Origin of the sequence: Streptomyces sp. NPDC021115 (assembly GCF_044333065.1) — a bacterium.
Taxonomy (GTDB): domain Bacteria; phylum Actinomycetota; class Actinomycetes; order Streptomycetales; family Streptomycetaceae; genus Streptomyces.
Window position 1 is genome coordinate 1 of record NZ_JBIRQF010000039.1, and the last position, 15,747, is coordinate 15,747.

Sequence of the window (15,747 nt, forward strand, 5' to 3'; positions counted from 1 at the left end):
GGCGTGGCACGGTGCTGGTGACTGGTGGTACGGGTGGTTTGGGTGCGGTGGTGGCCCGGCATCTGGTCACTGCGCATGGTGTTCGTGATCTGCTGCTGGTTTCCCGGCGTGGTGTGGGGGCGCCGGGTGCGGAGGAGTTGCGTGATGAGCTGACCGGGCTGGGCGCGCGGGTGACGATTACTGCCTGCGACGTCAGCAATCGTGCGGCGCTGGCCGACGTCCTCGATACGGTCCCGGAGGATGCACCCCTTACGGGCATTGTGCACACTGCCGGTGTCCTGGACGACGGGTTGATCGCTGATCTGACGCCGGAGCGGTTGGCGCGGGTGCTCGCGGCGAAGGCGGAGTCGGCGGTGCATCTGCACGAGTTGACGTCCGACCGTGATCTGGACGCGTTCGTCCTGTTCTCGTCGATTGCGGGTGTGGTGGGGAACGCGGGTCAGTCGGCGTATGCGGCGGGTAATGCGGTGCTGGATGCGTTGGCGGTGTCCCGGCGGGCGCGGGGGCTGGCTGGTGTGTCGTTGGCATGGGGTATGTGGGAGCAGGCCGAGGGGATGGGGGGCCGTCTGAGTGAGGCGGACATCGACCGGCTTCGGCGTCAGGGGTTCCCGCCGCTGTCCACGGAGGAGGGGCTCGCGCTGCTGGATGTCGCTCTGCAGGTCAACGAGCCCGTCGCGTTGCCGGTCGCGCTGCGGACCGCGTCACTGGCCGGGTTCCGGGACAGTCTGCCGGGTGTGTTGCAGGTGCTCGTCCCGGCCACCCCTCAACAGCGCCGCACCGCAGGCCGGTCCGCCACTGGCAGCGGCAGCGCGCTGGCCCGGCGTCTGCGCCGGCTGTCCGCGGATGAGCAGGAACGCATGCTGCTGGACGTCGTACAGACGTCGGTCGCCGGGGTACTCGGGCATGCCTCGGCCGCTGCGGTCGATCCGACCAGGGCGTTCAAGGATCTTGGTTTCGACTCTCTGACCGCGGTGGACCTGCGTAACCGGCTCAATGGTGCGACCGCGCTCCCCCTGCCCGCCACCATGGTCTTCGACCACCCCACCCCGGCCTCCCTCGCCGGGTACCTGCGTGAGCAACTGCTCGGCGCGGTCGAGGAACAGGCCGTGGAGGATCGCCCCGCCGAGCGTGCGGGCGTCGCCGACGACCCGATCGCGATCGTTGGCATGGGCTGCCGCTACCCAGGGGGCGTGACCTCGCCCGAGACGCTGTGGGAGCTGGTGGACTCCGGTGGCGACGGGATGTCGCCGCTGCCCGTGGACCGCGGCTGGAACACGCAGGTGCTGGAGGACATCGCGGCTGTCGGAGGGTTCGTACAGGACGTCACGGAGTTCGATGCGGAGCTGTTCGGGATCTCGCCGCGTGAGGCCCTTGCCATGGATCCGCAGCAGCGGCTGCTGCTGGAGACCTCATGGGAGGCGCTGGAGCGGGCGGGCATCGACCCGTTGTCCCTGCGCGGTTCCCAGACCGGTGTGTTCGCGGGGGTGTCGGCCAACGGCTACGCCAGTGGCCAGGAGGACGAACAGGATACGGAGACCGAGGGGTATCTCCTCACCGGCAGCACGCCGAGCGTCGCCTCGGGCCGGTTGTCGTACGTGCTGGGCCTGGAGGGCCCGGCTGTGTCGGTGGACACGGCGTGCTCGTCCGCGTCGGTCGCCCTGCACCTGGCGTGCCAGGCGTTGCGCGCGGGCGAGTGCGAGATGGCGCTCGCCGGAGGCGCGACCGTGATGGCCACGCCAGGCATATTCGTGGAGTTCTCGCGGCAGGGCGGGCTGGCCGGGGACGGCCGGTGCAAGTCCTTCGCGGATGCCGCGGACGGCACCGGATGGTCCGAGGGCGGCGGAATCCTCGTTCTGGAGCGGCTTTCCGACGCGCAACGCCTGGGGCATCCGGTGCTCGCGGTCGTACGCGGGAGCGCGGTCAACCAGGACGGGGCCTCCAACGGTCTGACCGCGCCGAACGGCCCCTCCCAGCAGCGCGTCATCCGCCAGGCGCTGAAGGCCGCGAAGGTCTCGGCGTCCGACGTGGACGTCGTCGAAGCGCACGGCACCGGCACCAAGCTCGGCGACCCGATCGAGGCGCAGGCACTGCTGGCGACGTACGGCCAGGGCCGCGGCGCGCAGGGTCCGTTGTGGCTGGGCTCGATCAAGTCGAACATCGGGCACAGCCAGGCCGCGGCCGGCGCGGCGAGTGTGATCAAGATGGTCATGGCGCTGCGGGCACAGCGGCTGCCACGGACCCTGCATGTGGAAGAGCCTTCGTCCCACGTGGACTGGGAAGCCGGGGCGGTGAAGCTGCTGACCGAGGCCCGCGCCTGGCCGCGCGGTGAGCGGCCACGTCGGGCGGGTGTCTCGTCGTTCGGGATCAGCGGGACCAACGCGCACGTGATCATCGAGGAAGCGCCGATCGGTGATCCGGCTGTCGCTGCGGAGCGGGAGGGCTGGGACGATCGGAATGAGCGGGAGGACCGGCCGTCGGCCGAGCTGCCGCTGGTCCCCTGGGTGCTGTCCGGCCGGAGCGAACAGGCGGTGCGGGCGCAGGCCGGGCGTCTGACTGCCTTCCTCGGCGCGTACGAGGAGGGGGGACCCGCCGCGGTCGATGTCGGGATGTCGCTGGCGACCACCCGCGCCGTGCTCGACCACCGCGCCGTGGTGCTGGGCGCCGACCGCGATGCCCTGCGCGCCGGGGTGGCGACCTTCGCAACCCCGACCGCCACCGACGCCACCGACGCCACCGTGGTGTCCGGTGTGGTCGGCGACGGCCGGACGGCCTGGATGTTCACCGGCCAGGGCAGCCAGCGGCTCGGCATGGGCCGCGAGCTGTACGAACGGTTCCCGGCCTTCGCCAGGACCCTGGACGAGGTCTGCGACTTCCTCGACACAGAACTGGAGGGCACCGACGCGTTCAAGGTGCCCGTGCGGGATGTGCTGTTCGCCGACGAGGGTTCCGCCGAGGCGGAGTCGCTGGACCAAACCGGCTACGCGCAGACCGCGCTCTTCGCCGTCCAGTCCGCGCTGGTGGACCTCCTACGCTCCTGGGGAGTACGCCCGGACGTGGTGCTGGGCCACTCGGTCGGCGAACTGGCCGCCGCCTACGCCGCCGGGGTCTTCGAACTGGCCGACGCCGCCCGGCTGGTGGCGGGACGCGCCCGGTTGATGCAGGCGCTGCCCTCAGGCGGCGCGATGGCGGCGATCGAAGCCACCGAGGCCGAGGTCGCCGGGATTCTGCACGGACTTCCCGACAGCGAGCGGGCGGCGGTCGCGGCGGTCAACGGCCCCACCGCCGTGGTGATCTCCGGCGACGAGGACGCGGTCGAGCGGCTGATGGAGGCCGCGCGGGAGCGGGGCCGCCGGGTGTCCCGGCTGCGCGTCAGCCATGCGTTCCACTCGCCGTTGATGGAGCCGATGCTGGCGGAGTTCGCCGACATCGCGGCGAGCGTCACGTACCGGCAACCGACGCTCCCAGCGGTCAGCACGGTCACCGGCGAGCCGGTCGGCGAAAAGGACTGGGCGAACCCGGACTACTGGGTGGGCCAGGTCCGGCAGCCGGTGCGGTTCCATGACGCGATCGAGGCGACCACGGGCGAGCAGGGCGCCGGCCGACTGCTGGAGATCGGGCCCGACCCGGTCCTGACGGCACTGACCCGATCCGGAACCGACGGCGCGGACCCCGCGTTTTCCGTGGCCGCATTGCGCGAGGGCCATGCCGAGGCCGAAACCGTGCTGACGGCGGTGGCTGAGCTCTTCGTACGCGGGGCCAAGGTCGATTGGGCAGCGGTGTTCGCCGGTACCGGGGCCGAGCGGGTGAATCTGCCGACGTACGCCTTCCAGCGCCGGAGGTTCTGGCTGCCGGACCGCAAGACCCAGCGGGCGACCACGACCGACCTGGGCGTCGGCGATGCCGAAGCCGGGTTCTGGAACCTGGTCGAGCAGGGCGATGTGGCATCCCTTGCCGGTCAACTCGGCGTCGACGCAGGCACACCGCTGGACACCGTGCTGCCCATGCTGTCGACGTGGCGCAAGCGGCAGCGGGAGCAATCGGCGCTGTCGGGCTGGCGCTACGAGGTGGTGTGGAAGCAGATGACCGTACCGAGTGCGGGCCGCCTGTCGGGGACCTGGCTGCTGGCAGTGCCGGAGCGGCTGACCGCCGCCCAGGACGGATTGGCCGAGCAGTGCGTACAGGCTCTGCGGGCGGGCGGTGCGGCTGAGGTCACCGTGCTGACCCTCGCCGCCACGACGAGCCGCGAAGCACTCGCCGACCGGATCCGCGCGACCTCGGCGGACGGCGTGGTGTCCCTGCTGGCATGGGCCGAAGCCGAAGCCGAAGCGCAAGAACCCGGTGACGGGCCGGTGCCCATCGCGACCGCCACGACGCTGACGCTGGTGCAGGCACTGGCCGACGCCGAGGCCGAAGCGCCCCTGTGGTGCCTGACCCACTCAGCGGTCTCCGTCGGAGCGGGCGAGCGGTTGGCCAACCCCGCGCAGGCCCAGCTGTGGGGCTTGGGCAAGACGGTGGCCTTTGAACAGCCGCAGCGCTGGGGCGGTCTGGTCGACCTGCCCGAGGAAGTCGGGAGGCAGATCCTGACCCGTCTGGTGTCCGTCCTCGCCGCGGGCCGCACGGACGGCCGCGCGGAAGGCTACGAGGACCAGGTCGCCATACGGTCCTCGGGCGTGTACGCGGCCCGGCTGGCGCGCGACACCGCGCGGGGAGACGGCGACGGCTGGCAGCCGCACGGCACGGTCCTCATCACCGGCGGCACCGGCGCCCTGGGCGCGCATGTGGCACGTCGGCTGGCCTCCCGTGGCGCCGAACACCTCGTGCTGGTCTCCCGGCGTGGGGCACAGGCGCCGGGCGCGGCGGAACTGCGGCGGGAGCTGACCGAACTCGGCGCGCGGGTCACCGTCACCGACTGCGACATCGCCGACCGCCGAGCCCTCGCCGCCGTGCTGGACGGCATGCCCGAGGATGCGCCGCTGACCGGTGTCGTACACACCGCGGGGATCCTGGACGACGGGGTGGTCACCGAGCTGACGCCGGAGCGGCTCTCCGGGGTACTGGCCGCGAAGGCGGATGCGGCGCGGCATCTGCACGAACTGACGGCGGACCTGGAACTGGACGCCTTCGTGTTGTTCTCCTCCATCGCCGGGGTCCTCGGCAATGCGGGCCAATCCGCGTACGCGGCGGGCAACGCCCACCTCGACGCCCTCGCGCAACACCGGCGCGGTCTGGGGCTGCCCGCCACATCGGTGGCCTGGGGGCCGTGGGGCGGCGACGGGATGGCGGCCGACGGCGTGGCCGAGGAACGGTTCCGCCGTTCCGGCGTTCGCGTACTGGACCCGGAGCGGGCGGTGGCGGCCCTCGACCAGGTACTCGCCGACGGCCGGGCCTGCGCGACCGTCGCCGACGTGGACTGGGAACGCTTCGCGCCTTCGCTGACGCTGGCCCGGCCCAGCGCGCTCATCGCCGACCTGCCCGAGGCGGCCGCGGCGCTGACCGCGACCGCCGACGCCGGCGCCGAGGAGGCCGGCGAGCTGACCCGGCGGCTGCGGGACCTGCCCGCGGCCGAGCGGGAGCAGTCGCTGCTGGATCTGGTGCAGACCCAGGTCGCTGTGGTGCTGGGGCACTCGTCCGCCGCCGCGATCGACGCGGACCGCGCGTTCAAGGACTTCGGCTTCGATTCCCTCACCGCGGTGGATCTGCGCAACCGGCTCGCCACGGCCACCGGGCTGCGGTTGCCGACCACGCTCGTCTTCGACCACCCGACCCCGGCCTCGCTCGCCGGTTATCTGTGTGGCGAGCTGTTCCCGGACGACGGCGACGACGCGGATCCCGGTCCGGACGAGGAGCGGCTGCGGCGCGTACTGGCGTCCGTACCCCTGGACCGGTTCCGCGCGGCGGGACTGATGGACGCCCTGGTGCGGCTGGCCGCCTCCGGAGAGGACGAGCCGGAAGGGGCGGAGCCCGCGGAGGAGGGGGCGATCGCCGAGCTGGACGTCGACGATCTCGTACAACTGGCGCTCGGCGACGACGAACCCTTCGAACAGGACTGATCGGGGTCACAACAGATGAGTGCACCGTACGAAAAGGTCGTCCAGGCGCTCCGGAAGTCGCTGGAAGAGACCAACACGCTCAAGAAGCGGAACCAGCAGCTTCGCGCGGCCGCCCGCGAACCGATCGCGATTGTCGGTATGGGCTGCCGGTTTCCGGGCGGCGTATCTTCTCCTGAGGCTCTGTGGGAGATGCTGGTTTCGGGTGGTGACGGGCTTTCGCCGTTCCCGGTCGACAGGGGCTGGGACCTGGCCGGGCTGTTGGATCCTGATCCGGCTCAGGTGGGCACGTCGTACGTGTGTGTCGGTGGGTTTGTGCAGGATGCGGCTGAGTTCGATGCGGAGCTGTTCGGGATCTCGCCGCGTGAGGCGCTGGCGATGGATCCGCAGCAGCGGTTGCTGCTGGAGACGTCGTGGGAGGCGTTGGAGCGGGCCGGGATTGATCCGCTGTCGCTGCGTGGTTCGGCCACCGGGGTGTTCGCGGGGACCAATGGCCAGGATTATGTGCATACTCTGGGCGGCAGGCTGGACGGGGTCGAGGGTTTTGTGGGAACTGGGTCTGCCGCGAGTGTGATTTCCGGTCGTGTGGCTTATGCGTTGGGTCTGGAAGGGCCTGCGGTGACGGTGGATACGGCGTGTTCGTCGGCGTTGGTGGCGTTGCATCTGGCGAGTCAGGCGTTGCGGTCCGGGGAGTGCGGGATGGCTCTGGCCGGAGGAGCGACGGTGATGTCCACTCCGGCGGCGTTCGTGGAGTTCTCCCAGCAGCGGGGGCTTGCGCCGGACGGTCGTTGCAAGGCGTTCGCGGAGGCGGCGGATGGCACGGGCTGGTCCGAGGGTGCTGGGGTGTTGGTGTTGGAGCGGTTGTCCGATGCCCGGCGTCTGGGGCATCGTGTGCTGGCGGTGGTGCGGGGCAGTGCGGTCAATCAGGACGGTGCGTCGAATGGTCTGACGGCGCCGAATGGTCCGTCGCAGCAGCGGGTGATCCGTCAGGCGTTGGAGGCGGCCGAAGTCTCGGCGTCCGATGTGGATGTGGTGGAGGCGCATGGCACCGGTACGAGCCTGGGTGATCCCATTGAGGCGCAGGCCCTGCTGGCCACTTATGGCCGGGGTCGTGAGGGGGATCCGTTGTGGCTCGGCTCGGTGAAGTCCAACATCGGCCACACCCAAGCCGCCGCCGGTGCCGCCGGACTCATCAAGATGGTGATGGCGCTGTGCGCACAGCAACTGCCGCCGACGCTGCACGTGGATTCACCCTCGTCCCATGTGGACTGGAGTTCCGGGGCGGTACGACTTCTCACGGATGCGCGCGCCTGGCCGAAGGGTGAGCGTACGCGCCGGGCGGGCGTCTCGTCGTTCGGGATCAGCGGGACCAACGCCCACGTCATCCTCGAAGAGGCTCCCGAGACCGTCCCCGTCACCGCTGAGGAGCGGCCGTTGGTGGAGCTGCCGGTGGTGCCGTGGGTGCTGTCCGGACGTACCCCGGACGCGGTGCGGGCACAGGCCGGCCGCCTCGCGGCTCTTCTCGACCAGCGGGGACCGCAGGATCAATCCCCGGTCGACGTGGGCTTCTCGCTGGCGACGACCCGCGCGGCCCTCGAACACCGTGCCGTGGTACTCGGCACCGACGGCGCGGCCCTGCACACGGGCACGATTCGCCTGTCCGACGGGACCGTGCTGTCCGCCGAGGCCGACGAGACCGAGGCGGCCGACCCGGACACCTTCGTGGTGACCGGAGCGGTCAGCAAGGGCCGGACGGCCTGGATGTTCACCGGCCAGGGCAGCCAGCGCATCGGCATGGGCCGCGAACTCTACGACCGGTTCCCGGCGTTCGCTGGGGCCCTGGACGAGGTGTGCGGCCACCTGAACGCCGAGCTGGAAGGCGCCGCCGGGTTCGACGTCCCACTGCGGGACGTACTGTTCGCGGCCGAGGGCTCCGCCGAGGCGGACCTGCTGGACCGCACCGGTTATGCCCAGCCCGCCCTGTTCGCGGTGCAGGTCGCGCTCGTGGAGCTGCTGCGCTCGTGGGGTATGCGGCCGGACCTGCTGCTCGGCCACTCGATCGGTGAGTTCGCCGCCGCCTACGCGGCCGGGGTGTTCGAGTCGGCCGACGCCGCGCGGCTGGTCGCCGCCCGGGCCCGGTTGATGCAGGCCCTGCCCGGCGGGGGCGCGATGGCCGCGATCCAGGCCACCGAGAGCGACGTGCTGGAGATCCTGAAGGGCCTGCCCGGAGGTGACCAGGCCGCGATCGCCGCCGTCAACGGCCCCTCTGCGACCGTGATTTCCGGTGCCGAGGACATCGTGGAGCAAGCGATGGACATCGCGCGCGGCCAAGGCCGCCGCGTCTCCCGGCTGCGGGTCAGCCACGCGTTCCACTCGCCCCTGATGCGGCCGATGCTCGACGAGTTCGCCCAGGTCGCCGCCGGGATCACCTACCACGATCCCCATACGCGCGCGATCAGCACGGTCACCGGCGAGCCGGTGACCGCGGAGGATTGGGTGACCCCGGAGTACTGGGTCCGCCAGGTGCACCGGCCGGTGCGCTTCCACGCCGCGCTGACGACCGCGACCGCCGAACAGGGCGCGTCCCGCCTGCTGGAGCTCGGCCCCGATCCGGTGCTCACCGGGCTGGCTCGGTCCGAGGTGGACACCGCTGCGGCGGTGTCGGTGCTGCGGAAGGGCCGCGCCGAGCCCGAGACGCTGATGGCGGCGGTGTCGGGGCTGTTCGTCCGCGGAGCGCGGGTCGACTGGGCCGCCGTGTTCGCCGGGACCGGCGCCCAGCGGGTGGATCTGCCGACGTACGCCTTCCAGCGGCAGCGGTTCTGGCTGCCGGACCGAGAGCTTCCGGCGGAAGCGGCCGCGGAGTCCGGCGGGATCGAGAAGCGGTTCTGGGACCTGGTCGAGCGGGGCGATGTGGCATCCCTTGCCGGTCAACTCGGCGTCGACGCAGGCACACCGCTGGACACCGTGCTGCCAGTGCTCTCGGACTGGCGGCTGCGGCACCGCGAGGAGTCGCTGCTCTCGGGCTGGCGGTACCGGGTGCAGTGGAAGCCCGTGACCGTGGCGGCGCCGAACCGGCTGCGGGGCGTTTGGCTGGTGGCCGTCCCGAACCGGGCGGACGACGACTTCGCGGATCAGTGCGTGCGGACGCTGCGAGCCGCCGGCGCTCAGACGATCGTCGTGCCGGTGGCCGCCGACGATACGCGCGAGTCCCTGGCCGCGAAGATCCGAGCCGAGGACACCGAGACGGTGATGGGGGTCGTGTCCTTGGCGGGCTCGACCGCCGCGACGTTGACCTTGGTGCAGGCGCTGGGAGATTCCGACATCGCGGCGCGTGTGTGGTGTGTGACGCGGTCGGCGGTGTCGGTGGCTTCGGGCGAGCGGCTGCTGAATCCGGTGGGAGCTCAGTTGTGGGGCCTGGGCCGGACGGTGGCGTTGGAGCAGCCGGAGCGTTGGGGCGGTCTGGTCGATGTGCCGGAGGATGCCGACGAGCACAGCTTGACGCGGCTGGTGTGCGTGCTCGCGGCGTCCGGTGGCGAGGATCAGGTGGCCGTACGGCCATCGGGTGTGTTCGCGGCCCGGCTGGTACGGGACGGGGCCGGTACCGGCCGGGGAGAGGACTGGGAGCCGCGCGGCACGGTGCTGGTGACCGGTGGTACGGGTGCGCTGGGCGGGCTGGTGTCCCGCTGGCTGGCTGCTCGCGGTGCTGAGCGCCTGCTGCTGGTGTCCCGTCGGGGTGCCGAGGCGCCCGGCGCGGAGGAACTGCGCCGCGAGCTGGCGGACTTGGGCGCCGATGTCGCGTTCGCGGCCTGTGACGTCGGCGACCGCGAGGCCGTACGGGCGGTGCTGGACGGCATCCCGGAGGAGGCGCCGCTGACCGGAATCGTTCACACTGCCGGGATCCTCGATGACGGCGTGGTGGAGGGGCTGACCCCGGAGCGGCTGGCGCGCGTGCTGGCGGCGAAGGCGGACGCCGCGCGCCATCTGCACGACCTGACGGCCGACCGTGACCTCGACGCCTTCGTCCTGTTCTCGTCCATCGCCGGTGTGGTGGGGAATGCGGGTCAGGCGGCCTACGGCGCCGCCAACGCGTATGTGGATGCTCTGGCGCAGCACCGGCACGGTCTGGGGCTGACGGCCACGTCGGTGGCCTGGGGGCCGTGGGGCGGCGATGGCATGGCCGCCGACGGCGTGGTGGCGGAGCACTTCCGCCGTCTGGGTGTGCGCGTACTGGACCCGGACCGGGCCATCGCAGCCCTGCGGCAGGTGCTCGGTGACGGCCGGGCGTGCCAGACCGTGGTCGACGTCGACTGGGAACGCTTCGCCGCCGCCATGACGTTCACCCGCCCCAGCGCCTTGATCGGCGATCTGCCCGAGGTGGCCGCAGTGCGTACCCCCGCCGCCGATCTCGGAGCCGGGGGCGACGGCGAGCTGGCACGGCGGCTGCGTGGCCGTTCGGCGGCCGAGCAGGACCGGATGCTGCTGACACTGGTCCAGTCCCAGGTCGCCACCGTGCTCGGGCACTCCTCGTCCGCGACGATCGACCCCGGCCGGGCGTTCAAGGACCTCGGCTTCGACTCCCTCACAGCGGTCGACCTGCGCAACCGGCTGGCCAACGCCACCGCTCTGCCTCTGCCCGCCACTTTGGTCTTCGACCACCCGACCCCATCCGCGCTGGCAGTGTTCCTGCGCGAACAGGTGGTGGGGGAGACGCCCGGACCGGACACCACCCCCTCGCCGCAGGCTCGCGGCCATGCGGCCGACGACACCGAAGACCCGATCGCGATCGTCGGCATGGGCTGCCGGTTTCCGGGCGGCGTATCTTCACCGGAGGCCCTGTGGGATCTTGTGGCCTCGGGCGGTGACGGGCTTTCGCCGTTCCCGGTTGACAGGGGCTGGGACCTCGACCGACTGTACGATCCTGACCCGGCCCACGCGGGCACTTCATACGTGTGTGCGGGTGGGTTCGTCCAGGATGTGGCCGAGTTCGACGCGGAGCTGTTCGGGATCTCGCCGCGTGAGGCGCTGGCCATGGATCCGCAGCAGCGGTTGCTGCTGGAGACGTCGTGGGAGGCGTTGGAGCGGGCCGGGATTGATCCGCTGTCGCTGCGTGGCTCGGCCACCGGGGTGTTCGTCGGGACCAACGGGCAGGATTATCTGCATACTCTGGGCGGCAGGCTGGACGGGGTCGAAGGTTTCGTCGGGACCGGGTCTGCGGCCAGTGTGATTTCCGGCCGGGTCTCGTATGCGCTGGGTCTGGAAGGGCCTGCGGTGACGGTGGATACGGCGTGTTCGTCGGCGTTGGTGGCGTTGCATCTGGCGAGTCAGGCGCTGCGGTCCGGGGAGTGCGGGATGGCTCTGGCCGGAGGAGCGACGGTGATGTCCACTCCGGCGGCGTTCGTGGAGTTCTCGCAGCAGGGTGGGCTCGCGCCGGATGGCCGTTGCAAGGCGTTCGCGGAGGCGGCGGATGGCACCGGCTGGTCCGAGGGAGCTGGGGTGCTGGTGCTGGAGCGTCTGTCCGACGCCCAGCGCCTGGGACACGGCGTGCTCGCGGTCGTACGGGGTAGCGCGGTCAATCAGGACGGTGCGTCGAATGGCCTGACGGCGCCGAATGGTCCGTCGCAGCAGCGGGTGATCCGTCAGGCGTTGAAGGCGGCCCAAGTCTCGGCGTCCGATGTGGATGTCGTGGAGGCGCATGGCACCGGCACGAGCCTGGGTGATCCCATTGAGGCGCAGGCCCTGCTGGCCACCTATGGCCGGGGTCGTGAAGGGGATCCGCTGTGGCTCGGCTCGGTGAAGTCCAACATCGGCCACACCCAAGCCGCCGCCGGCGCCGCCGGACTCATCAAGATGGTCATGGCACTGAGGGAACAGCAACTACCGCCGACGCTGCACGTGGACCGGCCGTCGTCACATGTGGACTGGGAGGCGGGAGCGGTACGACTCCTCACGGACGCTCGCGCCTGGCCGAAGGGCGAACGCACGCGCCGGGCAGGCGTCTCGTCGTTCGGCATCAGCGGCACCAACGCCCACATCATCCTCGAAGAGGCTCCCGAGACCACACCCGCAACCGTAGAGGAGCGGCCGTCGGCAGAGCTGCCGGTGGTGCCGTGGGTGCTGTCCGGACGGAGCTCGCAGACGTTGCGGGCACAGGCCGGTCGCCTCGCATTCTTCCTCGACGCCCGTAACGGCGCCGACGTTCATGACAACTCCCGCCTCGACGTCGGCTTCTCGCTGGCGACGACCCGCGCGCTGCTCGGCCATCGCGCGGTGTTGCTGGGCGCCGACGACGCGGCGCTCCGTACGGGCGTGACCGCTCTGGCCGGCGGCGAAGCCTCCGTGGTGTCGGGCGTCGTGTCCGAGGGCCGCACGGCCTGGATGTTCACCGGGCAGGGCAGCCAGCGCATCGGCATGGGCCGCGAACTCTACGACCGGTTCCCCGTGTTCGCCCGGACCCTGGACGAGGTGTGCGCCCATCTGGACGCGGAACTGGACGACGCCGCCGGATTCGACATCGCCGTCCGTCAGGCGCTGTTCGCCCCGGACGGCTCGGACGAGGCGGCGCTGCTGGACGGGACCGGGTATGCCCAGACGGCGTTGTTCGCGGTGCAGACCGCCCTCGTGGAACTGCTGCGCTCCTGTGGCATGAGCCCGGATGTCGTGCTCGGACACTCCATCGGCGAGCTGGTCGCGGCCCGTACCGCGGGCGTCTTCGACCTCGCCGACGCCTCCCGACTGGTCGCGGCGCGCGCCCGGTTGATGCAGGCACTGCCCACGGGTGGTGCGATGGCCGCGATCGAGGCCGGTGAGGACGAGGTGTTGCGCATCCTCGACGAGGCCACCAAGGCGGTACCCGAGGGCGGGCGAGCCGCGATCGCGGCCGTGAACGGCCCCTCGGCGGTGGTGATCTCCGGGGATGAGGACGCCGTCGAGCGGGCGATGGCGGTGGCGCGCGCGGAGGACCGCCGGGTGTCCCGGCTGCGGGTCAGCCACGCCTTCCACTCACCGCTGATGCGGCCGATGCTGGCGGACTTCGCCCGTATCGCCGAAAGCGTCGCCTACCGGCAGCCGGTGCTCCCGGCGGTCAGCACCGTCACCGGGGACCCGGTGGGGGAGCGGGACTGGGCGACGGGAGACTACTGGGTGCGCCAGATCCGCCGTCCGGTCCGCTTCCACGACGCCGTGCGGACCGCGACCGGTGAGCTGGGCGCGACCCGCCTGCTGGAGGTCGGCCCCGATCCGGTGCTCACCTCCCTCGTACGGTCCGATGTGGACACCGCGGTCTCGGTTCTGCGCCGGGACCGGGGTGAGACCGAGAGCCTGCTGACCGCCGCTGCCGAGATGTTCGTACGCGGCACGGAGGTGGACTGGGCCGCGTTCTTCGCCGGGACCGGCGCCCAGCGGATCGAGCTGCCGACGTACGCCTTCCGGCGCCACCGCTTCTGGCTGGCGGACCGGGCGGTCGAGCCAGGGACGACATCGCTCCTCTCACAGGGGGGTGCGCGCCACCATGAGCGGACTTCGGCCCTTACGGAGGCGGAGCGCGCCGAGGACCACCGCGAACTGGCCATCCGTCTGCGGGACATGACGGCCGAGGAGCAGGACCAGGCGTTGCTCGGTCTGGTCACCTCGCAGATCGCGTCCGTTCTCGGCCACACCGACGTGGCGGAGGTGGAAACCGGCCGCAGGTTCCTCGAAATCGGCTTCACCTCCCTGTCGATCACCGACCTGCGCACCAGGCTCAGCCGGGCGACCGGACTGGCCCTGACCGCCGAGGCGATGTTCGAGCACGCGACGCCGCGCGCGCTCGCGACCCATCTGCTGGCCGGCCTGGCCGGGTCGGCCGGCCCGGCGGCCGCGGCCGGGCCGGAACGAGCGGACGGCGTAGCGCGGGGCGGCACCGTCACACACCTCTTCCGGCACGCGTTCGACCAGGAGCAGCACGAGCGCGGGCTGGACCTGCTCGACCTCGCGGCGGGAACGCGCCCCAGGTTCCAGGTCTGTGACACCGGAGGCGAGGGGCCGACGGGCGCCGAGCCGGTGCGGCTGTCGGACGGCTCGGAGGCCGAGCCCCTGCTGTGCGTCCCGTCGCTGGTGGCCCCGGCGAGCCCGTACCAGTTCGCCCGGTTCGCCGAAGCCCTGCGCGGCACCCGCGACGTCTGGGTCCTGCCCACACCCGGCTGCGGCCCGGGCGAGGCACTTCCGGCTGATCTCGACGCCACCGCCGCCCGGCAGGCGGACGCGGTGCTGCGCGCGTTCGGGGACAAGCCGCTCACGCTCGTCGCCTACTCCTCGGGGGGCTGGCTCGCCCACACCCTCACCGCGCGGCTGGAGGCAGCCGGAACACCGCCGCGCGCGCTGGTCCTGCTGGACACTCCCGCGGGCTCGGGCGACACCCTCGCACTGGGCATGGCGGCCACCACCCACCGGCTGATGCGGCGATTCCCTCAGATCCCGGTGGACGATGACCAGCTCACCGCGATGGCGCACTACGCGCGGCTGTTCAGCGGCTGGCAGCCGGGGCCGATCACCACTCCGACGCTGTTCGTACAGGCCGCCGAGTTCGTGCCCGAGCTGCTCTTCGAGGCCACGCGGCCTTCCTGGCCGCTGGATCACGAGATGCTGGAGGTGACCGGAAACCACTTCACCTTGCTGGAGGTGGACGCGGAGACGACCGCACGGCGGGTGCACGAGTGGCTGAACGACCAAGGATGACGCGCGGCGGCGGAAGGGACCGGTGACCAAACCGAAGGCCACCGTGAGGGAGGAGGATCCCCTCACGGTGGCCTTCGGTTTCCGGTCCACGGCCTCAGACCCGGGCCCCTGACGCGGCCGGTCAGGTGGGCGGTGCGCTCAGGACTCGGCGCGGAGCAGGGGGTTCGGGTCCGCGTGCTCGTACCAGCCGATGAACGGCGGGCACAGGCCCCAGCCGAGCAGGCGCTGCAACTCTTCCGGGTACTCCCGGACGATCTCCTTCGGCACGGCCAGGAACTGGTTCTCCTCCTGGCGGAGGTTGCCGCGCACCAGGGCCATGGTGAGCCCGGTTCGCGGATCGTCGGAGAGGTTCGGCCCGCCGCCGTGGAACAGCCCGCCCACCCAGATCAGACAGGAGCCGGGCTCCATCTCGGCCTGCACCGCCTCCTCCGGCCGCGGGCCGCGTTCCGCGTCCCAGGCGTGGCTGCCCGGGTACACCATCGTGGCGCCGTTCTCGTCGGTGAACTCGTCCATCGCCAGCATGATCTGCACGCGGTTGGTCGGCCCGGGGGAGGGCAGCATATGCGCGATGTCGTCGCGGTGCGCGGCCTGCGGTGTCTCCCCGGGCCAGATCTGGATCACCTGCGTGATGCTGACCTGTACGTTCGGCGCGATCTCGGTCCGCTGCGGACCGAACCAGCTGGGTACGGGCCGCTCGATGAGGTCGCGGGCGGCGCCGAGGAACAGCGGGTTCAGCGCCACCTTCTCCATGTGCCGGGAGCGCGCGAACAGCGAGCACAGCCGCTTGGTCCGCTGCCCGGCGAACGAGCTGTCCCCGTACCCGGTCTTCTCCAGGGCGGGACCCAGGTCGTCCCAGAGCCCCCTGAGGGTGGTCTTGTCGATCAGGTCTTCCACGATCACACCGCCGTCGCGGTCGAGCGCCGCGGAGACTTCGGCCACCGTGGACGGGGCGGGGAGCCGGACGAGAGGTATGGCCATGGGAATTCCA

The 15,747-nt window shown here is 71.6% G+C and carries 3 protein-coding genes; 2 read left to right on the top strand and 1 reads right to left on the bottom strand.

From position 1 onward, the window contains the following. Positions 1-6,050 (top strand): type I polyketide synthase (locus ACH4TL_RS45480; RefSeq protein WP_398425520.1); only part of this gene is annotated, 6,050 nt, incomplete at its 5' end. 15 nt (positions 6,051-6,065) lie between these two features. Then, the gene (locus tag ACH4TL_RS45485) at positions 6,066-14,759 is read left to right on the top strand and encodes a type I polyketide synthase (RefSeq protein ID WP_398331813.1); all 8,694 of its coding nucleotides are present in this window, start codon (positions 6,066-6,068) and stop codon (positions 14,757-14,759) included. Positions 14,760-14,897: 138 nt separating this feature from the next. On the opposite strand, the gene ACH4TL_RS45490 is transcribed toward ACH4TL_RS45485, so the two are convergent. Further along, a complete protein-coding gene (locus tag ACH4TL_RS45490; protein ID WP_398331810.1) occupies positions 14,898-15,737 on the bottom strand; it encodes a phytanoyl-CoA dioxygenase family protein in 840 nt (279 codons plus the stop codon). Positions 15,738-15,747 lie beyond the last annotated feature (10 nt).

Bases quoted from the DNA above. Each gene is read 5' to 3' on its own strand.
- ACH4TL_RS45485 (WP_398331813.1), top strand. From the start codon at position 6,066: ATGAGTGCACCGTACGAAAAGGTCGTCCAGGCGCTCCGGAAGTCGCTG.
- ACH4TL_RS45490 (WP_398331810.1), bottom strand. From the start codon at position 15,737: ATGGCCATACCTCTCGTCCGGCTCCCCGCCCCGTCCACGGTGGCCGAA.